This is a genomic window from Actinomadura mexicana (assembly GCF_900188105.1).
Lineage (GTDB): Bacteria > Actinomycetota > Actinomycetes > Streptosporangiales > Streptosporangiaceae > Spirillospora > Spirillospora mexicana.
In genome coordinates this window covers 355014-378605 of the sequence record NZ_FZNP01000005.1, presented here as the reverse complement: position 1 = coordinate 378605, position 23592 = coordinate 355014, and the positions used below count along the sequence as shown (strand labels likewise).

The 23592-nt window shown below is 74.6% G+C and carries 24 protein-coding genes; 19 read left to right on the top strand and 5 right to left on the bottom strand.

Annotated features, from left to right (window positions below; genetic code table 11):
* Positions 1–8 precede the first annotated feature (8 nt).
* From CHC11_RS15675 to CHC11_RS15665, 3 genes are all read left to right on the top strand, one after another.
* Entirely contained in the window at positions 9–641 is a 633-nt protein-coding gene (locus CHC11_RS15675) for a DUF4142 domain-containing protein (RefSeq protein ID WP_245919248.1), read from the top strand.
* 30 nt (positions 642–671) lie between these two features.
* Positions 672–2048 carry a DUF1996 domain-containing protein gene (locus tag CHC11_RS15670; RefSeq protein ID WP_089312442.1) on the top strand — a complete coding sequence of 459 codons (1377 nt, stop codon included), beginning with the start codon at positions 672–674 and terminating at the stop codon, positions 2046–2048.
* Between the two features lie 69 nt (positions 2049–2117).
* A complete protein-coding gene (locus CHC11_RS15665) occupies positions 2118–2804 on the top strand; it encodes an NAD(P)H-binding protein (protein WP_089312441.1) in 687 nt (228 codons plus the stop codon).
* A gap of 19 nt (positions 2805–2823) precedes the next feature.
* Here CHC11_RS15665 and CHC11_RS15660 read toward each other — a convergent pair whose 3' ends face one another.
* Positions 2824–4614 carry an AMP-dependent synthetase/ligase gene (locus CHC11_RS15660; RefSeq protein WP_089312440.1) on the bottom strand — a complete coding sequence of 597 codons (1791 nt, stop codon included), beginning with the start codon at positions 4612–4614 and terminating at the stop codon, positions 2824–2826.
* 235 nt (positions 4615–4849) lie between these two features.
* Between CHC11_RS15660 and CHC11_RS15655 the strand changes: the two genes are divergently transcribed.
* The 6 genes from CHC11_RS15655 to CHC11_RS15630 all read left to right on the top strand — a co-directional run bounded on the left by CHC11_RS15655 (position 4850) and on the right by CHC11_RS15630 (position 9209).
* Positions 4850–5545 (top strand): copper homeostasis protein CutC, encoded by a 696-nt coding sequence (locus CHC11_RS15655; protein WP_089312439.1) that lies wholly within the window; start codon positions 4850–4852, stop codon positions 5543–5545.
* 96 nt (positions 5546–5641) lie between these two features.
* Complete coding sequence (locus CHC11_RS15650; RefSeq protein ID WP_089312438.1) at positions 5642–6409, top strand: metallophosphoesterase family protein; 768 nt, start codon at positions 5642–5644, stop codon at positions 6407–6409.
* A gap of 62 nt (positions 6410–6471) precedes the next feature.
* On the top strand, positions 6472–6906 hold the full coding sequence (locus CHC11_RS15645) for an SRPBCC family protein (RefSeq protein WP_089312437.1): 435 nt from the start codon (positions 6472–6474) through the stop codon (positions 6904–6906).
* A gap of 77 nt (positions 6907–6983) precedes the next feature.
* Positions 6984–7493: a hypothetical protein gene (locus CHC11_RS15640; protein ID WP_089312436.1), complete on the top strand. Its 510-nt coding sequence runs from the start codon at positions 6984–6986 to the stop codon at positions 7491–7493.
* 49 nt (positions 7494–7542) lie between these two features.
* A complete protein-coding gene (locus tag CHC11_RS15635) occupies positions 7543–8511 on the top strand; it encodes an ROK family glucokinase (RefSeq protein WP_089312435.1) in 969 nt (322 codons plus the stop codon).
* Positions 8512–8513: 2 nt separating this feature from the next.
* Positions 8514–9209 carry an endonuclease/exonuclease/phosphatase family protein gene (locus CHC11_RS15630; protein ID WP_089312434.1) on the top strand — a complete coding sequence of 232 codons (696 nt, stop codon included), beginning with the start codon at positions 8514–8516 and terminating at the stop codon, positions 9207–9209.
* Here the strand turns inward: CHC11_RS15630 and CHC11_RS15625 are convergent.
* The gene (locus tag CHC11_RS15625; RefSeq protein WP_089312433.1) at positions 9206–10066 is read right to left on the bottom strand and encodes a hypothetical protein; all 861 of its coding nucleotides are present in this window, start codon (positions 10064–10066) and stop codon (positions 9206–9208) included. The genes CHC11_RS15630 and CHC11_RS15625 overlap by 4 nt on opposite strands.
* 369 nt (positions 10067–10435) lie before the next feature.
* On the opposite strand from CHC11_RS15625, the gene CHC11_RS15620 reads away from it, so the two are divergent.
* The 8 genes from CHC11_RS15620 to thiI all read left to right on the top strand — a co-directional run bounded on the left by CHC11_RS15620 (position 10436) and on the right by thiI (position 17911).
* Positions 10436–11170, top strand: a complete 735-nt coding sequence (locus CHC11_RS15620) for a lysophospholipid acyltransferase family protein (protein ID WP_089312432.1) — start codon at positions 10436–10438, stop codon at positions 11168–11170.
* The gene (macS, locus tag CHC11_RS15615; RefSeq protein WP_245919246.1) at positions 11157–12341 is read left to right on the top strand and encodes a MacS family sensor histidine kinase; all 1185 of its coding nucleotides are present in this window, start codon (positions 11157–11159) and stop codon (positions 12339–12341) included. Before CHC11_RS15620 ends, macS begins: the two co-directional genes overlap by 14 nt.
* 35 nt (positions 12342–12376) lie before the next feature.
* On the top strand, positions 12377–13015 hold the full coding sequence (locus CHC11_RS15610; RefSeq protein ID WP_089312607.1) for a response regulator: 639 nt from the start codon (positions 12377–12379) through the stop codon (positions 13013–13015).
* A 70-nt stretch (positions 13016–13085) separates the two neighbouring features.
* The gene (locus CHC11_RS41330) at positions 13086–14099 is read left to right on the top strand and encodes a TIGR04222 domain-containing membrane protein (protein ID WP_089312431.1); all 1014 of its coding nucleotides are present in this window, start codon (positions 13086–13088) and stop codon (positions 14097–14099) included.
* 1 nt (position 14100) lies between these two features.
* Entirely contained in the window at positions 14101–14910 is an 810-nt protein-coding gene (locus tag CHC11_RS15600) for an MbnB/TglH/ChrH family RiPP precursor modification enzyme (protein ID WP_089312430.1), read from the top strand.
* Between the two features lie 13 nt (positions 14911–14923).
* Positions 14924–15373 carry an SCO6045 C-terminal-like domain-containing protein gene (locus CHC11_RS15595; protein ID WP_089312429.1) on the top strand — a complete coding sequence of 150 codons (450 nt, stop codon included), beginning with the start codon at positions 14924–14926 and terminating at the stop codon, positions 15371–15373.
* Positions 15374–15541: 168 nt separating this feature from the next.
* Positions 15542–16567, top strand: a complete 1026-nt coding sequence (locus tag CHC11_RS15590) for a 6-phosphofructokinase (RefSeq protein ID WP_089312428.1) — start codon at positions 15542–15544, stop codon at positions 16565–16567.
* Positions 16568–16669: 102 nt separating this feature from the next.
* Positions 16670–17911, top strand: a complete 1242-nt coding sequence (gene thiI / locus CHC11_RS15585) for a tRNA uracil 4-sulfurtransferase ThiI (protein WP_089312427.1) — start codon at positions 16670–16672, stop codon at positions 17909–17911.
* A 54-nt stretch (positions 17912–17965) separates the two neighbouring features.
* On the opposite strand, the gene CHC11_RS15580 is transcribed toward thiI, so the two are convergent.
* The 3 genes from CHC11_RS15580 to aroF form a co-directional block, all read right to left on the bottom strand.
* Positions 17966–18868, bottom strand: a complete 903-nt coding sequence (locus tag CHC11_RS15580) for a DUF5954 family protein (protein WP_143227077.1) — start codon at positions 18866–18868, stop codon at positions 17966–17968.
* A 40-nt stretch (positions 18869–18908) separates the two neighbouring features.
* Complete coding sequence (locus CHC11_RS15575) at positions 18909–19898, bottom strand: DMT family transporter (protein ID WP_089312425.1); 990 nt, start codon at positions 19896–19898, stop codon at positions 18909–18911.
* A gap of 222 nt (positions 19899–20120) precedes the next feature.
* The gene (aroF, locus tag CHC11_RS15570; RefSeq protein WP_089312424.1) at positions 20121–21167 is read right to left on the bottom strand and encodes a 3-deoxy-7-phosphoheptulonate synthase; all 1047 of its coding nucleotides are present in this window, start codon (positions 21165–21167) and stop codon (positions 20121–20123) included.
* Positions 21168–21422: 255 nt separating this feature from the next.
* Between aroF and CHC11_RS15565 the strand changes: the two genes are divergently transcribed.
* Together CHC11_RS15565 and CHC11_RS15560 are read left to right on the top strand one after the other, a co-directional pair.
* Complete coding sequence (locus CHC11_RS15565; protein WP_089312423.1) at positions 21423–22046, top strand: sulfite oxidase-like oxidoreductase; 624 nt, start codon at positions 21423–21425, stop codon at positions 22044–22046.
* A 124-nt stretch (positions 22047–22170) separates the two neighbouring features.
* Positions 22171–23526, top strand: coding sequence for a histidine kinase (locus CHC11_RS15560; protein WP_089312422.1), 1356 nt, complete (start codon positions 22171–22173; stop codon positions 23524–23526).
* Positions 23527–23592: the final 66 nt, after the last annotated feature.

Sequence of the window (23592 nt, the reverse complement as noted above, 5' to 3'; positions counted from 1 at the left end):
GAGAGCCCTTGAGGAAATCCTACGGAACCGCCGGAAAGCGCAAGCTCCCGCGCCTCGGCAAGGGACGCCTGCTGCTGGTGCTGGCGGCCGTGGCCGCCGTCGTGGCGGCCTTCGCGGTCGTCATGAGCCCGGTCGGCACACCCGCGAGCGGCGCGGCGAACCTCGGTGGCACCGTCAACACCCGCTGGGGCCGGCTCAGCACTCTGGACAGGCAGCTCCTGGTCAAGGTCCGGCAGGCCGGCCTCTGGGAGATGCCCGCGGGACAGCAGGCCGCGCAGCGCGCGGCCAGCCCCCGGGTGAAGGAGGTCGGCGAGATCATCATGCGCCAGCACCTGCAGCTGGACGCCGACACCCGCGCCGAGGCGCAGAAACTGGGCGTGCTCCTTCCCAACGAGCCCAACGGCAGCCAGAAGAGCTGGCTGAGGGAGATGTCGGGAAAATACGGCACCGACTATGACAAGACGTTCGTGCTGCGGTTGCGTGCCGCCCACGGGCAGGTCTTCACCGTCATCGCCAAGGTGCGCGCGGCGACCGAGAACACCGAGATCCGCGCATTCGCCGAACGGTGCCTGAAATTCGTCAACACGCACATGTCGCTGCTGGAGAGCACGGGCCTGGTTCCCAGGCGCGCTCTGCACTGACGTACACCCCGCAAAGGGAGCAGTTTTCCGATGGGACGAAAGAAGAAAGCCTTCGCCGCGTTGATCCCGGCGCTCACCCTGGTCGCGACGGCCTGCCAGGGGACCCCCGGCGCGGCGGCGCAGCAGAACACCCCCGGGGCGGCGAATCCGGCCGCCTACCCGGCCCGGCCCGCCGACGGCGGCACCGGCATTCCGAACTTCCAGGGCGTCGGCCAGACGAACGCGCCGAGCGCCCCGCCGGCCGATCCGTCGGCCGCCCCGTCGACCGATCCCCCGACCGACCCTCAGGGCGGCCAGCAGCCCGGCGGTCAGATGGGCGACGGCGGTCAGATGGGCGATGGCGGTCAGATGGGCGATGGCAGTCAGATGGGTGACGGCGGCCAGATGGGCGACGGCGGCCCGATAGGCGACGGCGGTCAGCAGAACGGCGGCCAGAACGGCGGGCAGAACGGCGGGCAGAACGGCGGGCAGAACGGCGGTCAGGGCAACCAGACCCCGACGAATCCGAGCCTGCGCGCGGACCAGTTCGTCGACATCCGCAAGGCGCCGCGTGTGCAGCAGCCCCGCCGCGGCCGCCAGGCCTCGACCGGCGTGTTCGCGTCCAGCTGCGGCGTGAACAAGGGCCAGGCCCACAGCAACCCCGACAACGTGCTCGCGGCCCCGGGCGTCGTGAACGGCGCGCATCACATCCACGACTACGTCGGCAACCTCGACACGAACGCGTTCTCCACCGACGAGACCTTCGCCGCCGCCGGGACGACCTGCACCAACGGCGACAAGTCGGCCTACTTCTGGCCGGTGATCCGCCTCCGCGGCGGGCAGGACGGATCGGACCGGGCGCAGCAGAGCCAGGCGGACGGCAACGTCGGCAGCATCGTCACCCCGTCGAGCGTGAAGATCCAGTACCTCGGCAACCCGCGCGCCAAGGTGACCGCGATGCCGCGTTTCATCCGCGTCGCCACCGGTGACGCCAAGGCCGTGACGAACGGCCTGAAGAACGCGCACGCGAGCTGGACGTGCAGCGGCTTCGAGAACCGGGCGTTCACCGACAAGTACCCGCTGTGCCCGCGGGGCAGCAAGGTGGAGCGCGTGCTCAACTTCCCGAGCTGCTGGGACGGTCAGAACACCGACAGCGCCAACCACCGCGACCACATCCAGTTCGCGGACCCGCGGACGGGGCAGTGCCCGCAGGGCACCAAGGCCGTGCCGCAGCTGCGGATGACCCTGGCCTACAACGTGCCGGCCAAGCCGCTGGCGTTCGCGCTGGACAGCTTTCCCGAATCGGGCCACGACCCGGTGACCGACCACGGCGACCTCATCAACGTGATGGACGACCAGCTGATGGCCAAGGCGGTCAAAGCGATCAACGGCGCCAGGGCCGGGACGCGGATCGGGCGCCGCCGCTGAGCGGAACGGGTCCGCGGGACCCGGGCGCGCGTCCGCGCGTCCGGGTCTCCGGCGTCCTACGATCGCGGCATGAACATCGTGATCGCGGGCGGGCACGGGCAGATCGCGCTGCGGCTGTCCCGGCTGCTGGCCGCACGGGGGGACACCGTGCTGAGCATCATCCGCAACCCCGGCCACGCCGGGGACGTCCGGGACGCCGGCGCCGGGCCGGTCGTGTGCGACCTGGAGTCGGCGACCGCCGACGAGGTCGCCGGCCACCTGACCGGTGCGGACGCCGTCGTGTTCGCCGCCGGGGCGGGCCCGGGCAGCGGCGTGGCGCGCAAGGACACCGTCGACCGCGGCGCCGCGGTGCTGGCGGCGGACGCGGCCGAGCGCGCGGGCGTCCGCGGCTTCGTGCAGATCTCCGCGATGGGCGCCGGCGAGCCGCCCGCGCCCGGGCGCGACGAGGTCTGGGAGGCCTACATCAGGGCCAAGGGCGAGGCCGAGGACGACCTGCGGCGCCGCGACGCCCTGGACTGGCTGATCCTGCGGCCGGGCCGCCTCACCGACGACCCGCCCACCGGCCTGGTGGCGCTGGCCGAGCCGCCGATCGGGCACGGCGCGGTCACCCGCGACGACGTGGCGGCGGTGGTCGCGGCGCTGCTGGACGCCGGCGACGTCGGGCGCCACACGCTGGACCTGCTCAACGGCTCCACCCCGGTCGAGGACGCCGTCGCCGCCCTGCGCCCCGCGCCCGGCGGCGGGCCGGGCGCCTGACCGCGCGGGGCGCCCCGGCTCAGCCGGTGTAGAGGGCGTCGATCTCGTCGGCGAAGTCCTTCATCACCACGTTGCGCTTCACCTTCAGGCTCGGCGTCATGTGGCCGGCCTCCTCGGTGAAGTCGACGCCGAGGACGACGTGCTTCTTGATCGCCTCGGCGTGGCTGACCGACCTGTTGGCGTCGGCGACCGCGGCCTCGATCTCGGCGACGAGGTCGGGGTCGCGGCGCAGCTCGTCCACCGTCATCGCCTCGGGCTTGCCGTGCCGGGCCTTCCACGGGCCGAGCGCCTCCTCGTCCAGGGTGACGAGCGCGCTGATGAACTTGCGGCCGTCGCCGACGACGAGGCACTGGCTGATCAGCGGGTGCGCGCGGAGCCGGTCCTCCAGCGGGGCCGGCGCCACGTTCTTGCCCGCCGCGGTGACCAGGATCTCCTTCTTCCGGCCGGTGATGCTCAGGAAGCCCTCCTCGTCGAGGGAGCCGAGGTCGCCGGTGTGGAGCCAGCCGTCCTCCAGGGCCTCCTTGGTGGCGGTCTCGTTGTTCCAGTAGCCGCGCAGGACGTTGACGCCGCGCACGAGGACCTCGCCGTCCTCGGCGATGCGCACGTCGACGCCGGGGATCGGCGGGCCCACCGTGCCGATCTTGAGGGCGGAGGGCCGGTTGACGGCGGCGGGCGCGGTCGTCTCGGTGAGGCCGTAGCCCTCCAGGATCGTGATGCCGACACCGCGGAAGAAGTGCCCGAGGCGCTCGCCGAGCGCGGCGCCGCCGGACACCGCGTACTGCACCCTGCCGCCGACCGCGGCGCGCAGCTTGCGGTACACGAGCACGTCGAAGACCTTGTGCCGGGCCTTCAGCCCGAAGCCGGGGCCGCCGTCGTCCAGGGCCCGGCTGTAGGCCACCGCGGTCTCGGCCGCCGTTTTGAAGATCTTGCCCTTGCCGTCGGCCGCGGCCTTCTGCTCGGCGCCGTTGTAGACCTTCTCGAACACGCGCGGGACGGCGAGCAGGAACGTCGGCCGGAACGAGGCCAGGTCCGGCAGCAGGTTCGGGACGTCGCTGTGCCCGAGCACGATGCCGCCCTCGATGGTGGCGACCTCGATCAGCCGGGCGAACACGTGCGCCAGCGGCAGGAACAGCAGGGTGGAACTGCCCTCGACGGCGATCTCGGCGATCGCCCCCTGCACGGCGTTGCGGGCGGTCGCCACCAGGTTCCCGTGGGTGATCTCGCAGCCCTTGGGGCGCCCGGTGGTGCCGGAGGTGTAGACGAGCGTGGCGATGTCCGCGGCGGAGCGGGACCGGCGGCGCTCCTCGACGACGTCGTCGCCGACGTCCGCGCCGAGCCGGGTGACCTCCGCGACCCCGCCCGCGTCGATGCCCCACACGTGCGCCAGCCCGGGGAGCCGGTCCCGGATCTCCTCGACGGTCGCCACGTGCGCCGCGGTCTCGGCGAACACGGCCGTGGCCCCGGAGTCGCCGACGATCCACTCGATCTGCTCGGCGGAGGACGTCTCGTAGATCGGGACGGAGACCGCGCCCGCCGCCCAGATCGCGTAGTCCAGGACCGTCCACTCGTAGCGGGTCCGCGACAGCAGGCACACCCGGTCGCCGGGCCCGACGCCGGCGGCGGCCAGGCCCTTGGCGACCCCGGCCGTCTCGGCGGCGAACTCCGCCGCGGTGACGGCGCTCCACGCGTCGCCGCTCCTGCGGCGCAGCACGATCCGGCCCGGCTCTTCGACGGCCCGGGTGAAGGGCGCGTCGGTCAGAGTGGCGGAGTCGGGTACCTCCACCATCGCGGGGACGCTGAACTCGCGCACGGCCCACTCCTGTCGTCGGTCTACGAGGACGGCGGGGAGCCCCGCGGCGCACCGGGCCGTCCGGCCTGAGCGCGCGAACTCCTCCGTTGCCGCATGATACCCACGAGTAGTAATCGCGCCGCGAACCGCGCCGGTTAACGGCACGGCAAAGACCGCCCGTCGGCCCCCGGCGCGCGCCGCCGGGTCGCCTACCCTTGAGCCGGTCGCACAACGCAAACGGGTTCCGGGGGTCGCCATGCCGCTGCTCGAAGTGATCGCGCTGACCGTGGCCGACGCGCGCGCGGCGCAGGAGGGCGGCGCCGACCGCATCGAGGTCGTCGCCGACATGGCCGCGGACGGGCTCACCCCCGACCCCGACCTCGTCGCGGCCATCCGCGAGGCCACGTCCGTGCCGATGCGGGTGATGCTGCGCGCGAACGCGGGGTTCCGCACCACCGGGGCCGAACTGGACCGGCTGCGGCGCGCCGCGGCGGGCCTCGCCGACGCGGGCGCCGACGGGTTCGTGCTCGGCTTCCTCGACTCCTCCGGGCACGTCGACGCGGGCGCCACCGGCAAGCTCGCCGCCGACACCGACCCGCTGCCCTGGACCTTCCACCGGGCGCTGGACCACGCCGCCGACCCCGCCCAGGCGTGGGGCGCCGTCCGCGCGTTCGGCGGCCGCCTGGACACGGTGCTGACGGCGGGCTCGGCCCGGGGCGTGGACGCGGGGGTCGACGTCCTCGTCCGGCGCGCGGCCGAGGACCCCGCCGCCGCCAAGATGATCATGGCCGGGGGCGGGCTGCGCCGCAAGCACGTCGCCGTCCTCGCCGCCGCGGGCGTCACCGCGTTCCACGTGGGCACGGCCGTGCGACCGGACGGCGACTGGGACGCGCGGGTGGACCCCGTCCTGGTGCGCGAGTGGCGCACCCTCGTGGCGGCCGCCGCCGGCTGACGGCTTCTCGCCGGCCGTGCCTTCAAGGACCGAAGGAGCGCCGTCCGCCGCGACCCGCCCGTTCACTCCGGCGGTCAGCACTATTACATTCGGTTCATGAGGATCCATGTGGTGAGCGACGTCCACGGCCGCGCGGACGCGCTGGCGGGCGCGGCGGACGGTGCGGACGCCCTCATCTGCCTGGGCGACCTGATCCTGTTCATCGACTACCACGACCACGGGCAGGGGATCTTCGCCGACCTGTTCGGCCAGGACAACGCGGACCGCTTCATCGGGCTGCGCACCGAGAAGCGCTTCGACGAGGCCCGCGAGTTCTCCCGGGGCCTGTGGGCCTCGCTGGAGGGGGACGCCCGGCCGCACATCGAACGGGCCGTGAACCGCCAGTACGCCGAGCTGTTCGCGGCCATGCCCGCCCCGGCGTACCTGACCTACGGCAACGTCGACGTCCCCCGGCTGTGGGACGCGCACCTGCGCGACGGCCACCACGTCCTGGACGGCCAGACCACCGAGATCGGCGGCCTGCGGTTCGGGTTCGTCGGGGGCGGCCTGCGCACCGAGTACCGCACCCCCTACGAGCTGGACGAGGACGCCTACGCGGCCAAGGTCGAGGCGGTCGGCGCGGTGGACGTGCTGTGCTGCCACATCCCGCCCGCCGTCCCCGAACTGCTGTACGACACCGTGGCGCGCAGGTTCGAGCGCGGCAGCGAGGCGGTCCTGGAGGCGATCCACCGCACGCAGCCGAAGTACGTTCTGTTCGGGCACGTCCACCAGCCGCTCGCGAGCCGGACCCGCATCGGCCGCACCGAATGCGTGAACGTCGGGCACTTCCGCGTGCGCGGTGTGCCCTACGTCCTGACGGTGTGAACCATACTTCTCTAGGGACAGCGGGCCCGCAGGGGTTCGGGGCGAGCCGGAGGGAGACGCAGATGGCGGACCGCACGAGTACCTCCATCACGGTCAAGGCCGGGAGGTCCGAGATCATGGCGGTGATCGCCGATCTCGAGGCGTACCCGGAGTGGGCGAGCGGCATCCGCGAGTTCACCGTGCAGGAGAGGGGCGAGGACGGCCGGGCCGCCCGCGCCCGCCTCACGTTCGACGGCGGCCCGTTCAGCGACACCGTCGGGCTCGCCTACACCTGGGAGGGCGACGACCGGGTGACGTGGGAGCTGGTGGAGCCGGGCACGGTCGTCACGGGGCTGCACGGCACCTACGCCCTGGCCGAGGAGGACGGCGTCACCGAGGTGACCTACGAGCTGGCCGTGGACGTCCGCATCCCCATGATCGGCATGGTGAAGCGCAAGGGCGAGAAGCGGATCACCGACTCCGCCCTCAAGGGCCTCAAGCGTCACGTGGAGGGCTGAGCCCGCCCGCGGGTGGTGGCCTGAACACGGCGCGGAGGCGATACCGTTCACGCCGACGACGGATGGAAGATGGAGACATGAGCGACCAGTCGGGCGACGTCCTGGACGAGGCGGCCAAGCTCGTCGACGCGCTGATCAGGCGGGTGGGCGGCGGCGGCCGGGACGAGCGCGCGGGCCGGGACGAGCCGGCCGGGGACGTATGGGACCGTGCCATCGCCGACGAGCCGCCCGGCGGGCCGGCCGGGGAGGCGCGCGGGCCGCACATCGCCACCGGCGCCCCCGAGTGCCGCGACTGCCCGGTCTGCCGGGCCATCGCGATCAAGCGGGAGTCCGGCGGCGACGTGGGACGGCACCTGCGCGAGGCCGGGCAGTCCCTGGTCGCCGCCGCGCTGGACGTCGTGGCGGCGTTCGAGCGGACCCGCGCGTCCGACCGGGCGCAGGAGTCCCACCGGACGCGGCGGTCCGGCCGGACGGGGCCGCCGGAGGCGTCGGAGGGCGCGCGGGCGGGTACGTCGGATCGGTCGGAACGTCCCGATCCGGGCGACCCGTGGTCGGCCGCCACCGGCGGCCCCATCGACATCGGGTAGAGCGGGAGTGGCTCCAGCCAGGGGCGACGCGAGGAGGAGGAAGGGTTACATGGCCCTGACCATCGGCGTGGATGTGGGCGGCACGAAGGTGGCCGCGGGGGTCGTCGACGACCGGGGGACGATCCTGGAGAAGGTCCGCCGGCCGACTCCCACGACCAACCCCAAGGAGACCGCCGAGACCATCGCCGAGGTCGTCGACCTGCTCAAGAGCAAGTACGAGGCGGTCTCGGCGGTCGGGCTCGGCACGGCGGGCTTCGTCGACGAGACCCGCTCCACCGTGCTGTTCGCGCCGAACCTCGCCTGGCGCGACGAGCCGATCAAGGAGAAGGTGGAGAGCCTCGTCGGGCTGCCCGTCGTCGTGGAGAACGACGGCAACGCCACCGCGTGGGGCGAGGCCCGGTTCGGCGCCGGGCGCGGCGAGAACTTCCTCGTCCTGGTGGCCCTCGGCACCGGCATCGGCGGCGGCATCATCATCAACGGCGAGCTTTACCGGGGCCGGTTCGGCATCGGCGCGGAGATGGGGCACTTCCGGGTCGTCCCGGACGGGCGCCGCTGCGGCTGCGGCAACCGCGGCTGCTGGGAGCAGTACGCCAGCGGCAACGCCCTCGTGCACGAGGCGCGCGACCTGGCCCGGGTGGCGCCCGCGATGGCTGGGCGCCTGCTGGAGCTCGGCGACGGGCGGCCCGAGGGCATCAGCGGCCCCGAGGTGTCGCAGGCGGCCCGGGAGGGCGACAAGGCGGCGCTGGAGTGCTTCAGGACGATCGCGCACTGGGCGGGCCAGGGCCTGGCCGACCTCAGCGCGATCCTCGATCCGGGCGCCTTCATCATCGGCGGCGGCCTTTCGGACGCCGGCGACCTGCTGCTCGACCCGATCCGCGCCGCGTTCGAGGACGCCCTGACCGGCCGCGGCCACCGCCCGCTGCCCGACATCCGGATCGCGGAGCTGGGCTCCGCGGCGGGCATCGTCGGCGCCGCCGACCTGGCCCGCGTCCGCCCGTTCCAGGACGTGATCGTCTAGGCGTGGCCGCCGTCCGGCTGCTCTCCTACAACGTCCGGTCGCTGCGCGACGACCCGGCCGCCGTGGCCCGCGTCGTCCGTGCGAACGCCCCGGACGTGGTGTGCGTGCAGGAGGTCCCGCGCTTCTGGGGGTGGCGGCTGCAGCGCCGCCGCCTGGCGCGGGCGTGCGGCCTGCGGATCGCGGCCGGGCGACGGGCCTGCGGCCTCGCCGTCCTCGCCGCGCCGCGGGTGCGCCGCGTGGCCCGCGAGTTCCACCTGCTCACCCCGGACCCGGGCCTGCACCGCCGTGCCCTCGCGATCGCCGTCCTGGAGGTCGGCGGCGCCCGCCTGATCGCCGCGAGCACCCACCTGGACCTGGCGGGCGGCCCGCGCCTGCGGCACGTCCACGAGATCCTCGCCCACCTGGACCGCGCCCGCGACCGCCACGGCGCCCCGGTGGTCCTCGCGGGCGACGTCAACGAGGAGCCTGGCGGCCCCTCCTGGTCGCTGCTGACCGACCGCTTCCAGGACTGCCACGCGACCGCTCCGGCGGGCGGGGAACGCACCTTCACCGCGCGCGACCCGAAGCGCCGCATCGACGGCGTCTTCGCCGACCCGGCCGTGCGGATCATCGCGTGCGGGGTACCGCCCGACGACGCCGGCGACCATCCCCTGGCCACCGACCACCGGCCCGTACTGGCCGAGCTGGCGCTGCCCTAGACGACGGCCCCGTCGTCGGGATCGCGGGGCTCGTCGCCCATGCGCAGGACGAGGGTGACGAAGCCGCCGATGAACGCGGCGACGGCCAGGAAGGCGGCCCAGCCGGGGACCTCCCAGTCGAGGATGACGGTGACCAGCAGGTAGACGGGGCCGCCGATCAGCGCGATCCAGGCGCCCTTGGTGAGCGGGTCGGCGCTCGGCAGCGGCGGGGGAGGCGGCGGGACGTAGTGCCCCTCGTCGTCATCGTCGTCGCCGGCCGGGGACGACGGCTCGTCGGCCGGCTTGATCACGCGGGCGCGGGGCAGCCGCCCGGTGCGGTCCTCGCCCTCGCCCCGGGGGCCGGCGGGCTCGCCGATGTTCTCCTCGTCGGGCCAGGGGACCTCGTCGCCCTCGGGGACGGCGTCGTACCCGGCGACGATCTCGGCCCAGATGGCGTCCTCGTCGCGGTCGGCGGCGCCGCCCGCCTGGCCCTTGCCCGGGTCGGCGAGGCCGGTGCCGGCGCGCTCCGCGGCGTCCGGCCGGTCGGCGCCGAGCGGGTCGGCGTCGGCGAGCTCGGCGCCCTCGCGCTCGCCGTCGGAACCGCGGGCGGAGGCCTCGCGCAGCCGGGCGAGGTGCACGCGCAGGATGCCCTCGGCGGCCGGTTTCATCTCGACGTCCACGTACAGCCGGTCGAGGACGTCGCCGGCGACCGGCTCCGCGGCCGCCTCGGCGATCTCCGGCAGGCCGGACGGGGACGCCGCGTAGGCCGCCACGCCCGCCTCGCCGAGCGCCGACAGCATCGCGTCCGCGAGATGCGGCGCGAGGTCGACCAGTGGGGCGTAGGTCTCCGCTGACAGTCCATTGCCACGGCGATTCACGGGGCCGGCTCCTTCGACGACTCCGGCGTGACCGACAGCACCGGCATGGCGGCCTCCGCTCCCCCCATTGACATGTGATGCCCGGTCGCCCCCGTGCGGAGGCACTCCCTGACACCCCGAAACGTGTGTCCCACGGTATTCGCTGCGCCGCCCGGGACAAGCCCCCCGGCGCACCCGATTGAGATTTACCGCTCCGAGCCTACGGTTATTCCCGGCCCGCCGCCGGGGCGCGACCGGGTTCCGGTGACGGGTACCGGTCGGTAGATCGGCGGGACGGACAGTGGGAGGATGTCCCATCATCCCCGTCGGCCAGGACCGGGGCACGCCCGCGCGGGGGCGTCCGGTCCGAGGGAAAGGTACCCGCATACGATGCTCTGGTTCTGGATCCTGCTGAGGATCGTCCTCTCCCCGGTCATGTACCTGCTGTGGTGGCCGCGGAACCGGGGGGTGCGCAACGTCCCGAAGCGCGGGCCGGCGCTGATGGTGAGCAACCACCAGTCGTTCGCCGACCACTTCTTCGGCCCGCTGCCCCTGATGCGCCCGATCTACTTCATCGGCAAGGAGGACTACTTCACCGGCAGGGGGATCAAGGGCCTGCTCAGCAAGGGCTTCTTCACCGGCGTCGGGGTGGTGCCGGTCGACCGGACCGGCGGCTCGGCGGCCGAGGCGGCGCTGCAGACCGGGCTGCGGATCCTCGCCGAGGGCCGGCTGCTCGGCATCTACCCCGAGGGCACCCGGGCCCCCGACAACCGGCTGTACCGCGGCAAGACGGGGGTCGCGCGGCTGGCGCTGAAGTCGCGCGTGCCGGTGATCCCGATGGCGATGGTCAACACGTTCGAGCTGATGCCGCCCGGCCGGCCGTACCCGCGGCTCGGGATCCGGCCGGGCGTCCGTTTCGGCGAGCCCCTCGACTTCTCCCGCCACTACGGCCGCGAGGACGACCACGAGGTGCTCCGCGAGATCACCGACGAGATCATGATGGCGATCAGGAAGCTGTCGGAACAGGAGTACGTCGACCGGTACGCCGCCGAGGTGAAGGCCGAGATGGCCGGCAAGCGGGCGCGCCCGGTCGAGGACGACGGAGGGCTGAGTGACGGCGGCTGAGCCGCGCGGGACGGGCCTGGAGACCGCCCTGTGGCGGGCCGTGGCCGTCTACCGCGGGCTGGCCCTGTGCTACGCGGCGGTCGTGATCGCCATGAACTCCGGCGGCTACGCCCACCCGCTCGGCGGATGGGCGGTCCTCGCCGTCATGGCCGGATGGACCGGCTACGCGTCGTTCGCCTTCGTGCCCGCCGCGTTCGCCTCCGGCGGCCCGGGGCGCCGCGGCCGGGTGCTGCCGGCCGCCGACCTCGCCGTCGCGGCGGGGTGCGTGCTGGCGACGGCGTGGGTGGAGACGTCCGAGAACATCGCCGCCGGACGCCCGACGCTGCCGGTGTCGTGGGTGGCGGCCGCGGTGCTGGCGTGGGCGGTCGTCGGCGGGCGGCGGGCCGGCATCGCCGCCGCGGCCGTCCTGGCCGCCGCGAACCTGCTGGTGCACGCGGTCGCCGGGACGAGCGGCGGCATCGGCGGCACTACGTTCAACGGCATCGTGCTGCTGTTCCTCGCCGGCCTCGTCGTCGGGCACGTCGTGCGGCTGGCGCGGGAGGCGGAGGCGCGGCTGGCGCGGGCCGTCGAGCTGGAGGCGGCGACCCGCGAGCGGGAACGGCTGGCGCGCCGCATCCACGACTCGGTACTGCAGGTCCTGGCGATGGTGCAGCGGCGCGGCGGCGAGCTCGGCGGCGAGGCGGCCGAGCTCGGCCGCCTCGCGGGCGAGCAGGAGGCGGCGCTGCGCTCCCTCGTCGGCGCGGGCCCGGCGGCGCCGCCCGCGGCCGCCCCCGGCGCGGGGACGGACCTGCGCCCGCTGCTCACCGGGCACGCCTCCACCTCCGTGACGGTCTCGACGCCCGCAACGGAGGTGCGGCTGCCGGCGCAGGCCGCCGGGGAGGTCGAGGCGGCGGTGGCGGCGGCCCTGGACAACGTCCGGCGGCACTGCGGCGACGGCGCACGCGCGTGGGTCCTGCTGGAGGACGGGGAGGGCACGGTCACCGTCAGCGTCCGCGACGACGGCCCGGGCATGCCCCCCGGGCGGCTGGACCGGGCGGCGGCGGACGGGCGGCTCGGCGTCGCCCAGTCCATCCGCGGCCGCATCGCCGACCTCGGCGGCACCGTGTCGATCGTCTCCGCGGAGGGCGACGGGACCGAGGTCGAGATGACCGTGCCGCGGGCTAGGGTGTGACCGTGAGCGACGTTCCCCTCAGGCCCCTGCGGGTCATGGTCGTGGACGACCACCCGATGTGGCGCGAGGCGGTGGCCCGCGACCTGGCCGAGGTCGGCCACGACGTGGTCGCGACCGCGGGGGAGGGCCGCGCCGCCGTCCGCATCGCGGCCGCCGCGCGCCCGCAGGTCGCCGTGGTCGACCTCCAGCTGCCCGACCTCGGGGGGGTGGAGGTGACCCGGCGCCTCGCCGCCGCCGACCCGCCCGTCCGCGTGCTGGTGCTGTCGGCGAGCGGCGAGCAGCAGGACGTCCTGGAGGCGGTGAAGGCGGGCGCGACCGGCTACCTGCTCAAGTCCGCGGCCCGCGAGGAGTTCCTCGACGCCGTCCGGCGGACCGGCGAGGGCGACGCCGTCTTCACCCCGGGCCTCGCCGGGCTCGTCCTCGGCGAGTACCGCCGCCTCGCCGCCGCCCCCGCCCGCGAGGACGACGACGCGCCGCGGCTGACCGAGCGCGAGACCGAGGTGCTGCGCCTCGTCGCGAAGGGGCTGACGTACAAGCAGATCGCGCAGCGCCTCGTCCTGTCCCACCGGACGGTGCAGAACCACGTGCAGAACACCCTCGGCAAGCTCCAGCTCCACAACCGCGTCGAACTCGTCCGCTACGCCATCGAGAAGGGTCTCGACGAGGAGGAGTAGCGCGGGGGTGAACCGCCGTGGCGGCGCCCGCGTCGAACCGGGTAGAAGCGCATCGCGACGGGAGCACGTCATGGCGGACGAGATCCTGGGCCCCCAACTGTGGTTACTCGCGGCCCACCTCCTGGTCGGGCTGGGGCTGCTGGCCCTCCTGCGAAGGATCCGGGCCGCGGTGCTGCGGGGTACGCCCCCCACGCGCGAGCTGCATCCGTACGAGGTCGCCTATCTGAACGGCGGGGGGCGCCACGCGATCGCCGCCTCGGTCACGGCGCTGCGGCTGGACGGCGCGGTCGACGCCTACGCCGACGGCCGGCTGCTGGCCGTCGAGCCGCCCGGGGACGACTCGCGCGCGGCCGGGACGCTCCTGGACACAGCGGTCTTCTGGGCGATCGCCTACCTGCGGGCCGAGACGCTCGCGCAGGTCACCGCCGAGCCGGGCGTGCGCGCGGCGCTCCGCCGGCTCCGCGACGGGCTCGCCGGGCAGGGGATGGTGCTCGGGCCGGCAGGGCGCCGCCGGCTGCACCGCCTCCAGCTGGTCATGTACGGATGGATCCTCCTCGGCTTCGCCGCCTTCGTCGTGAGTGACGCCTTCGACGGGTTGCCGGCCAAGGTGGTTCCGCTGGCCGCGCTGACCGGCCTCGGTTTCGGCGCCCTCACCCTCGGTCGGGGCGCCGAGCGGACGCGGGAGGGCGAGCGGGCCGTCGAGCGGCTCAGGGAGTCCCAGCCCGCCCTCGACCCGGCGAACGGACCGTCCTGCCCGGGGCTGCCCGCCCCCGCCGCGCTGATGGGGGTGGCGCTGTTCGGCACGGCCGCGCTCATGGCGCTCGACCCGGCGTTCGCCCAGACCGTGGGGCTCGGCCGGTACCTGGAGATGGGCGGGACCGTGGCCTCCGCCGGCGGCTCCTCGGCCTCCTCCGGTGACCCCGTGACTTTCACCTGCTCCCCGACCGCCGCGGTGTGCTCGTCCTCCTCCTGCGGAGGCGGCGGCTCGTGCGGCGGCGGGAGCGGGAGCGGCTGCGGCGGGGGGAGCGGTTGCGGCGGGGGGAGCGGTTGCGGTGGGGGCGGCGGCTGCGGCGGAGGGAGCTGAGATGCGGCTGGGCGTGGGGATCGGCTGGCGCCCCGAGATCGCCGGGTTCGTCGGCGCGCTGCCGGGGCTGCGCTTCACCGAGGTGATCGCCGAGTCGGTGCACCCGGCGGGTCCCGCCCCCGAGCTGCTCGCGCTGCGCGACCGCGGCGCGCGGATCGTCCCGCACGGGGTGCGGCTGTCGCTCGGCGGCGCCGAGCCCGTGGCCGCCGAGCGCGTCGCGCACCTGGCGGCCTGCGCCGAGGCGCTCGGCGCGCCGCTGGCGAGCGAGCACGTCGCGTTCGTCCGCGCGGGCGGCGTCGAGGCGGGGCATCTGCTGCCGGTGCCGCGCACCCGGGCCGCGCTGGACGCCCTGACCGCCAACATCCGCCGGACGCAGGCGGAGCTGCCCGTCCCGCTGGCCGTCGAGCCCATCGCCGCGCTCTTCGACTGGCCGGACGCCGAGTACACCGAGGCCGACTTCCTCACCGAGCTGCTGGAGCGCACCGGCGCCCTCCTGCTGCTGGACGTCGCCAACGTGTACGCCAACGCGCGCAACCGGGGCGAGGACCCCGCGGACCTCCTCGACCGCCTGCCCCTGGACCGCATCGCCTACTGCCACGTCGCCGGCGGCTCGCAGGAGGGCGGGCGGTACCACGACACGCACACCGCCGCCGTCCCCGCCGAGGTGCTGGACCTGGTCGCCGAGCTGTGCGCGCGGCACCGCCCGCCCGGCCTCCTGCTGGAGCGCGACGGCCGCTACCCTCCCGCGGCGGAGCTGCGCGCCGAGCTGGACGCCGTCGCCGCGGCCTCCGGACTGGCGCCCGTCACATGAGCGGGCACGAAGCATGAGCGGATTCGACGCCGGGCTCGCCGCGGCGCAGGAGGCGCTCGTCCGGGCCATGACGGCGGGCGGGCCCATGCCGGAGGGATTCGACGCCGAGGCGGTGCGGGCCGCCGCGCACGGCATCCTGCTCAAGCGGGCGGGCGAGGTCGCCCGCGCCTGGCCGGTGCTGGCCGCCTCGTACGGGACGTCCTGGAAGGCGGCCTTCGCGGCGTGGGCCGCCGAGCGCCCGGCGCGCGGCTCCTTCCGGGACGGCTGGGACTTCGCGCGCGACGACCGGGACCGGCTCGCCGCCGGCGCGGCGCGGGAACTCGCGCTGGCCGAGGTCCGGTGGTCCTATGACGGGCAGGATCCGCCGCGCCCGCGCGGTGCGGCGGTGCGGCGCGTGCCGGGGGGAGCGGCGGTGGTCTTCCGGGGGCGGGTCCGCGTCTTCGGCCGGGACCCGTCCGGCTGAGGGCGCCGTCCCCGCGAACGAAGTGCCGCGGGCCCCCGCCACGGGCTATGGTCTAGACCAATGGCGGCGCGCCGGGACACTCGGCGAAGGGCCCGTGCCGCCGCGTGCGACGACTAGTCTGTGAACGTGGACCAAGGGAGGAGCCCGGTGGCGGGAGAAGGTGACGGCATGCGCGTCGGAGTGCTGACCGGAGGCGGAGACTGCCCCGGCCTGAACGCGGTGATCCGCGCGGTCGTCCGCAAGGGCGTCCAGGTCTACGGGTACGAGTTCGTCGGCTTCCGGGCCGGCTGGCGCGGGCCCCTCGAAGGCGACACCGTGGCCCTCGACGTCCAGGCCGTGCGCGGGATCCTGCCCCGCGGCGGGACGATCCTCGGGTCCTCGCGGACCAACCCGGTCAAGGTCGAGGGCGGCGTCGAGCGGATCAAGGACAACCTCGCGGGCCTCGGCGTGGACGCGCTGATCGCCATCGGCGGCGAGGACACCCTCGGCGTCGCGAGCGAGCTGTACGCCAACGGCGTCAACGTCGTCGGCGTCCCCAAGACGATCGACAACGACCTGAACGCGACCGACTACACGTTCGGGTTCGACACCGCGGTGAACATCGGCATGGAGGCCGTCGACCGGCTGCACACCACCGCCGAGAGCCACCACCGCGCGCTGATCTGCGAGGTCATGGGCCGGCACGCGGGCTGGATCGCGCTGCACGTCGGCATGGCCGCCGGCGCCAACGTCATCCTCATCCCCGAGCGGCCCTTCGACATCGAGAAGGTCTGCCAGTACGTGGAGAGCCGGTTCAAGACCCGCTACGCCCCGATCATCGTGGTGTCGGAGGGCGCGCACCCCGTCGACGGGCAGATGCGGCTGCAGACCGGGGAGCGGGACGCGTTCGGGCACGTCCGGCTCGGCGGCATCGGGCAGGCCCTCGCCGACGAGATCGAGAAGCGCACCGGCAAGGAGGCCCGCGCCACCGTGCTCGGGCACATCCAGCGCGGCGGCACCCCCACCGCGTTCGACCGCGTCCTCGCGACCCGCTTCGGCCTCCAGGCGATCGACGCGGTCAAGGACGGCGACTACGGCAAGATGGTCGCCCTCCAGGGCACCGACATCGTCCGCGTCGGCCTCGACGAGGCGACCAAGGAGCTCAAGACCGTCCCGCTGGAGCGCTACTCCGAGGCCGAGGTCTTCTTCGGCTGATCGTCCCGCCGGGCGGGAACAGGGAATGCGGGTCGCGGTGTTGGCCTCTCTGGGCCACACTGGAGGTCCTCTCTTTACCTGTTCCCGCCAGGAGGATCACGCATGACCACGCTCGACACCGCGCCCGGCACCGCGGCGGACGTCCGGGAGCAGTCGCCGGTCGACGGCGAGCCATGCGTGCTGCTCAAACTGGGCGAGGTCGTCCTCAAGGGCAAGAACCGCGAGCAGTTCGAGCGCCGCCTCGCCGACAACGTGCGCACCGCCGTCCGGCCGGTCGCCCGGGTGGACGTCGTCCGGCGCCACGGCGTGTTCATCGTCCGCAAGCACGACGCCGACCTGGCCACCATGGAGCGGGTCGCGCAGCGGATCACCGACGTCATGGGCATCGTGTGGGCGCACCGCGCCTGGCGGGTCGGCAAGGACCTCGCCAGCGTCGAGCGCGCTGCCCTGGAGCTCATGGACGGGCGGACCGGCACGTTCGCCATCCGGTCCCGGCGCCGCGACAAGCGGTTCCCGATGACCTCCACCGAGCTCGACCGGCACATCGGCACGCTCGTCAGCGCCCGCTACGGCCAGCCCGTCCGGCTGAAGAACCCCGAGCACACCCTGTCGATCGAGGTCGACCGCGACGAGGTGTTCGTCTACTCCGGCGGCCTGGCCGGGCAGGGCGGCCTGCCCGTCGGGATGAGCGGCCGCGGCCTCGTGCTGATGTCCGGCGGCATCGACTCGCCCGTCGCCGCGTACCGGATGATGCGCCGCGGCCTGCGGGTCGACTACCTGCACTTCTCCGGCATGCCGTTCACCGGCCCCGAGTCGATCTACAAGGCGTACGCGCTGGTCCGCGAGCTGGACAAGTTCCAGACCGGGTCCCGGCTGTTCGTCGTGCCGTTCGGCAAGGCGCAGCAGCAGATCAAGTCGTCCGGCGCCGACCGGCTCGCGGTGATCGCGCAGCGGCGGCTGATGCTGCGCACCGGGGAGGTCCTCGCCCGGCGGCTGCGCGGCTCCGCGCTGATCACCGGCGACGCGCTCGGCCAGGTGTCCAGCCAGACCCTCGCCAACATCACCGCGCTGGACGACGCCGTCGAGCTGCCCGTCCTGCGGCCCCTCGTCGGCATGGACAAGGTCGAGATCATGGACCAGGCGCGCCGGATCCGCACCCTGACGATCTCCGAGCTTCCCGACGAGGACTGCTGCACCCTGCTCGCCCCCCGCCGCGCCGAGACCCGGGCCAAGATCGGCGACCTGCGGCAGATCGAGAAGCGCCTCGACGTCGGCGAGCTCGCCGACCAGCTCGCCGCGTCCGTCCAGGAGCACCGCCCCGCCTACGGCGACCCGGCCGCCTGATCCGGCCGCCCGCCGCCCGCCGCCCGCAGGCGCGGGGCGGGGCGGCGGGCGTCGCTAGCGGGCGTCGAAGTCCGTAGGGCGCGGCGGCTCCGGGCCGTCCGGGCCCATCAGGGTGATCCGCTCGATGCGGACGATGCGGAAGCGGCGGCCCGCGACGGCGATGCCGTTGCGGCGGCTGTCGTCCTCCATCAGTTCCGCCGCCTCGGCGAACCGGGCGACGTCGGCCTCGGCGGGGCTCTCCACCGCGGGCACCACGTGCCTGAAGTAGGTGGCCAGCGAGTCGCGGGCCTGCTGCGGCGCGTCGTACAGGCGCCCCACGGGCCGCCAGCGCCGCTCGCCGCGCTCGGCGACGGTGAACGCGGGCGCCAGCGCGACCGGGGTGAGGAACGCGCCGGACGGCTCGCTGCCCGTGGCCGCCGCGGCGTCCAGCACCTGGCACAGCAGCTCGGCGGTCGCGAGGTCGGACGCCGGGCCGTCGTCCGGCAGCAGCTCGCCCGCCCGCGCGGGCGGGACGCGGCCGCCCGCCGGCAGCGGGTCCAGGTCCGTCGGGCGGGGCGGCTCGGGCCCGTCCGGGCCGGTGCGGGCCAGCTGCTCGATCCGCACGATCCGGAACCGCCGCCCGCCCGCGATCACCTCGTCGGCCGGCTCGCGCCGCAGCGTCCTGGCCGCGGCCGCCAGGTCGCGCGCCCGCGCACCGGAGCCCGGCCCGGCCCGGTCCTCCAGATGGTCGGCGAGGATCTCGCGCGCGCCCTGCGGCAGCGGGTCGAACGGGCACACGACCTGCCAGCCGCCCGGAACCCGCTCGGCGGCGGTGTACACGGCGCCGAGGGCCACCAGCTCCGGGTAGGCGGCGAGGGCGCGGCGGGCGTCCGCCAGCAGCACCGCGGCGACCGGGTCGACGCCGTCGAGGTCCTCCGGGAACAGCCGCCCCCCGGCGTCACCATCTCCCGTCGTCATGCCGGTCATCATCCTCGCCGCGCCTCGCCCGGCCAACGGTTCAGACCATTTCGTTACCGCCCTGTGCGCCTCCGCCGGGGCCCCGCGCGCCTCCGCTGCGGCCGCGCCGCCGGGCGGGCGCCACGAGGACCACCAGGCTCGCCGCCAGCAGCACGAGGCCGCCCAGCGCCGCGCCGCCCAGCCGCTCGCCCAGCACGACCGTGCCGAGCACCGCCGCCACCGCCGGCTCCGCGAGCGTCAGGGTCGTCGCCGTCGTCGCGGGCGTCGTGCGCAGGCCCCGGGCGAACAGCAGGTAGCCGCCGCCCGTGGTGATCACGCCGAGGTAGAGCGCGATGAGCGCGCCGCTCCCGGTGAGCAGCCAGCCCGTCGGCCCGGCGAGCAGCACGGGGAGCAGCGGGAGGGCCGCCGTGCCGAACAGCGCCGCGGCGACGGCCCGGTCCTGCTCGCCCCGGGTGATGAGGACGGACGCCACCGTCGCGTACACCGCGTACGACAGCCCGGACAGCAGGGCCAGCCCGATGCCGAGCGGCTCCGCGCCCGCGTCCCGGCCGCCGCCGGCGAGCAGCGCGCAGCCCGCGACGGCCCCCGCCGTGGCGAGCGTCCACCGCCCGGTCGGCACGGACCTGCGCGCCAGCAGCCCGATCACGCCGGTGAACACGGGCGCGCTGCCGATCGTGACGACGGTGCCGACCGCGACGCCGGTGCGCCCGGCGGCGACGAAGAACGCCGTCTGGTACACGGTGACGGCGACCGCCCCGAGGCCGACGAGCGGCAGGTTGCGGCGGTCCGCCACCAGGTGGCGCAGCCCCGCGCCGCCGCGCGTGAGAGCGGCGAGGGCCAGCAGCACGAGGCCGCCGATGATGATGCGGATCGCGGCGACCGAGTACGGGGACGCGCCGTCCGCGAACGTGCGGACTGTGCCGGTCGTGCCCCACAGGGTCGCCGCCAGCAGGACGTCGGCGCCGCCGCGCCGGGCACGGGACCGCGCGGGCTTTCCGGACGCGCGGCCAAGGGAGGTGTTCTGTGACACGGAAGGAGGCTCCTGGGCTCGAATCGGAAGGAGAGATCCGGATTCGGGGCGCAGGACGGCACGGCCGGGCGCGTGATCGCGCCGGGCCGTGCCGGATCAGCAGGGAATGCGGTCGCCGCGCCCCGTCAGGAGCGCGGCGGTCCGCAATCGGGTGCCCAGTAAGCCATGGTTCGCAACGATACCCGCTCCATGTCCGGCGGGACGCTCACCGGGCCGGGCGGGTCAGGCGGGCACGGCGTCGGGGTCCTCGCTCCTGGTGAGGGAGCGGCCGACGATCGGGGGCAGGTCGCGCACGAGCTTGGCGAGCTCGCGCAGGTCCCCGTCCACCAGAGCCTGCGGGCCGTCGCACAGGGCGGTCTCCGGGTGCGGGTGCACGTCGATGATCACACCGTCGGCGCCGACCGCGATCGCCGCGCGGGTCAGCGGCAGGACGAGGTCGCGGCTGCCCCCCGAGTGCGACGGGTCCACGATGACCGGCAGGTGGGAGAGGCGCTGCGCCACCGGCACCGCGGAGATGTCGAGGGTGTTGCGGGTCGCCCGCTCGAAGGTGCGGATGCCCCGCTCGCACAGCACGATGTCGAGGTTGCCGCGCTGCGCGACGTACTCGGCGGCCATCAGCCACTCCTCGATCGTCCCGTTCATCCCGCGCTTCAGCATGACCGGCCTGCCGGACTCGCCGGCGGCCTGCAGCAGGGCGAAGTTCTGCGCGTTGCGGGTGCCGATCTGCAGCATGTCGGCGTAGGAGGCGACGAGCTCGACGTCGCCGGCGTCCACGACCTCGGTGACGATCGGCATGCCGGTCTCCTCGCGGACGTCCGCGAGGATGCGCAGCCCGGCCTCCCCGAGTCCCTGGAACGCGTACGGCGACGTGCGCGGCTTGAACGCACCGCCGCGCAGCAGCGTCGCCCCGGCGGCCTGCGCCATCTGCGCCGCGCCGAGGGTCTGCTCGGGGGTCTCCACCGCGCACGGGCCGGCGATCAGCGTCATGGTGCCGGGGCCGATCGGCACCCCGCCGACCCGCACGACCGACCGCTCGGCGTGGTTCTCGCGGCTCACCAGCTTGTAGGGCGCCGAGATGCGGATGACGTCGCTGACGCCGCGCATCCCGCGCAGGTTCAGCGAGCCGAACTGCTGGACGTCGCCCACCAGCCCGACGATGGTCCGCTCCACTCCGCGGCTGACGAAGGCGTCGCCTCCCGCCGTCTCGACCAGTGAGACGACGGCTCTGACATCCGCTTCGCTGGCCTCCGGGGCCATGACGACGACCATGGGTTGCTGCCTCTCCTCAAGGCCCCGGGAGGCCGGCCGGTCCCGGAACGGCGAAAGCCCCGGGCCGGCCGGCCCGGGGCTTTCGCCTTCGTGGTCTGTCAGCGCAGCGTCTGGCAGACCAGCCGTCCGGGCTGGTCGGGCCAGAAGAAATACACGACGCTGCGCATGGGGCAAGCGTAGCCGATGTCCGGGCGCGCGGGCCGCACGCACCCCGGATATGGCTCAGCTCACTCCGGATGGCAGGATGGCCGCGTCATGACCCACCCCGAACAGTCCGCGCCCCGCCCGGGCGAACTGCCGCCCGGGCAGTACGTCCCCCGGGGCTGGCCCGTCCTGCACTACGGTCCCGTGCCGAAGTTCCGTCCCAAGGACTGGGACTTCCGGGTGTTCGGCGCCACCGAGTCGGGGGAGCAGCACCGCTGGACCTGGGACGAGTTCGACGCGCTGCCGAAGGCCGCCTGGGTCGCCGACTTCCACTGCGTCACCAAGTTCACCATCCCGGACAACGAGTGGCGGGGCGTCCCCGGCGCGGAGATCATCGGGCTGGCGCCGCCCGCGCCGGACGTCACGCACGTCATGGTCTGGGCCGAGTACGGCTACAGCGCCAACATCCGGATGAGCGACTTCCTCACCGACGGGACGATGTTCGCCACCCACCGCGACGGCGAGCGCCTCACCCCCGACCACGGCTTCCCCGTCCGCATCGTCATCCCGCACCTGTACGCCTGGAAGAGCGTGAAGTGGGTCCGGGGCGTGGAGTACCTGGTGAAGGACCGCCGGGGCTTCTGGGAGGAGCGCGGCTACCACAACGTCGCCGACCCGTGGCGGGAGCAGCGCTACTCATACCAGGAGGACGAGGGCGAGTCGCCCCCGCTGTGACCGGTCGGCCGCGATTGGTCCGCTGGTACCGGCCTTCCGGCGGGCCGAGCGTGTCCCATTCGAGACCTCGGTAAATCGGCAACAGGCGCACCCGCGGCGATGATAGCCATTACCGTAAGTTTCCATGGACCTACCGTCCGTCACAGATGTCGTGGTGTGCGCCGCGGCAGCCGGGGCCAGCGGGGTCTGGGCGCCGCGCCGGTGGTGCCTCCTGCCGCGGCGGGGGCCGGCCGATCCGGCGGAGGCGGCCGCCCTCGCCGCCCTGCACCTGATCGCGCACGCCGCGCCCCCGCTGCGGGCCGGGCTCACCGGCGACGCGGCGCGCAGGGCGACCCGGCTGCTGCGCTCGCTGCTCGGCGCCGAGGCGGTCGCGATCGTGGCGGTCCGCCCGCCCGACGACCCCGACGACCCTGACGACCCCGACCACCCGGACGATTTCGACGGACCCGACGGACCCGACAAGCCGGGCGACGGAACGCGGGACGCGCCGCGACTGCTGGCCTGGGACGGCGCCGGCCGCGGCGCCCACGCTGGCGAGGCCGTCGCGCACGCGCTGCCCGTCCTGACCTCCGGAAGGCCCCGGGTCATCACGCCGGAGCCGCTCGCCTGCGGCGACCCGCACTGCGGCGTCCGGGCGGCGATGATCGCCCCCCTCACCGTCGAGGGCCGCGTCGAGGGCACGCTGGCCGCGTACTGGCCGAGCCCGTCCACCGCGCGGGTCCGCGCGGTCGGGGAGGCGGCCCGGCTCGTCACCGGCCAGCTCGAACTCGCCGGGCTGGACTCGGTCCGCGTCCGCCTCGCCGAGGCCGAGATGCGCGCGCTGCGCGCGCAGATCTCGCCCCACTTCGTCTACAACTCGCTGACCACGATCGCCTCGTTCGTCCGCACCGACCCCGAGCGGGCCCGCGGCCTGCTGCTGGACTTCGCCGACTTCGCCCGCTACTCGTTCCGCAACCCGCGCGACTTCACCACGCTCGCCGACGAACTGCGCTCGATCGACCGCTACCTGCTTCTGGAGCGCGCCAGGTTCGGTGAGCGGCTGCGGTGCGAGGTCGAGGTCGCGCCCGAGGTGCTGCCGGTCGCCGTCCCGTTCCTCGCGCTCCAGCCGCTCGTCGAGAACGCTGTCCGGCACGGCATGGCCGGGGGGCGCCGGGCGTTCCACATCTCGATCGTGGCCCGCGACTCGGGCGCCGAGGCCGCGATCAGCATCGAGGACGACGGGATCGGCATGGATCCCGAGCGGCTCGAAGAGATCCTCTCGGCGCCTCTCGGGCGTCCCGGGCCCACCGGCTGGGGGAGCGTCGCCACCCACGACCGGTCGGAGGGCGGCGGCCCCGGCATCGGCCTCGCCAACGTCGACGCGCGCATGCGCCAGGTCTACGGGGACGAGTACGGCCTCACCGTCGAGACAGCGCTCGGCGCCGGAACAAAGGTCAAATTGCGCGTCCCGAAGTACCGTCCGGGCGTCTTTCCCGACTGAGGCGCGATCCGGGCGACACGCCACTCACTTTTCGGAACCGATTGCGGACAGACGGTAATCGCGGCA

Excerpts from the sequence above, each read along its gene's own strand:
- CHC11_RS15640 (WP_089312436.1), top strand. The coding sequence starts at position 6,984 with ATGAGCGACCAGTCGGGCGACGTCCTGGACGAGGCGGCCAAGCTCGTC.
- thiI (WP_089312427.1), top strand. The coding sequence starts at position 16,670 with ATGACCACGCTCGACACCGCGCCCGGCACCGCGGCGGACGTCCGGGAG.
- CHC11_RS15600 (WP_089312430.1), top strand. The coding sequence starts at position 14,101 with ATGCGGCTGGGCGTGGGGATCGGCTGGCGCCCCGAGATCGCCGGGTTC.
- CHC11_RS15665 (WP_089312441.1), top strand. The coding sequence starts at position 2,118 with ATGAACATCGTGATCGCGGGCGGGCACGGGCAGATCGCGCTGCGGCTG.
- CHC11_RS15610 (WP_089312607.1), top strand. The coding sequence starts at position 12,377 with ATGGTCGTGGACGACCACCCGATGTGGCGCGAGGCGGTGGCCCGCGAC.
- CHC11_RS15565 (WP_089312423.1), top strand. The coding sequence starts at position 21,423 with ATGACCCACCCCGAACAGTCCGCGCCCCGCCCGGGCGAACTGCCGCCC.
- CHC11_RS15645 (WP_089312437.1), top strand. The coding sequence starts at position 6,472 with ATGGCGGACCGCACGAGTACCTCCATCACGGTCAAGGCCGGGAGGTCC.
- CHC11_RS15650 (WP_089312438.1), top strand. The coding sequence starts at position 5,642 with ATGAGGATCCATGTGGTGAGCGACGTCCACGGCCGCGCGGACGCGCTG.
- CHC11_RS15635 (WP_089312435.1), top strand. The coding sequence starts at position 7,543 with ATGGCCCTGACCATCGGCGTGGATGTGGGCGGCACGAAGGTGGCCGCG.
- CHC11_RS15580 (WP_143227077.1), bottom strand. The coding sequence starts at position 18,868 with ATGACGACGGGAGATGGTGACGCCGGGGGGCGGCTGTTCCCGGAGGAC.
- CHC11_RS15560 (WP_089312422.1), top strand. The coding sequence starts at position 22,171 with ATGGACCTACCGTCCGTCACAGATGTCGTGGTGTGCGCCGCGGCAGCC.
- CHC11_RS15590 (WP_089312428.1), top strand. The coding sequence starts at position 15,542 with ATGCGCGTCGGAGTGCTGACCGGAGGCGGAGACTGCCCCGGCCTGAAC.
- CHC11_RS41330 (WP_089312431.1), top strand. The coding sequence starts at position 13,086 with ATGGCGGACGAGATCCTGGGCCCCCAACTGTGGTTACTCGCGGCCCAC.
- CHC11_RS15620 (WP_089312432.1), top strand. The coding sequence starts at position 10,436 with ATGCTCTGGTTCTGGATCCTGCTGAGGATCGTCCTCTCCCCGGTCATG.
- aroF (WP_089312424.1), bottom strand. The coding sequence starts at position 21,167 with ATGGTCGTCGTCATGGCCCCGGAGGCCAGCGAAGCGGATGTCAGAGCC.
- CHC11_RS15655 (WP_089312439.1), top strand. The coding sequence starts at position 4,850 with ATGCCGCTGCTCGAAGTGATCGCGCTGACCGTGGCCGACGCGCGCGCG.
- CHC11_RS15595 (WP_089312429.1), top strand. The coding sequence starts at position 14,924 with ATGAGCGGATTCGACGCCGGGCTCGCCGCGGCGCAGGAGGCGCTCGTC.
- CHC11_RS15670 (WP_089312442.1), top strand. The coding sequence starts at position 672 with ATGGGACGAAAGAAGAAAGCCTTCGCCGCGTTGATCCCGGCGCTCACC.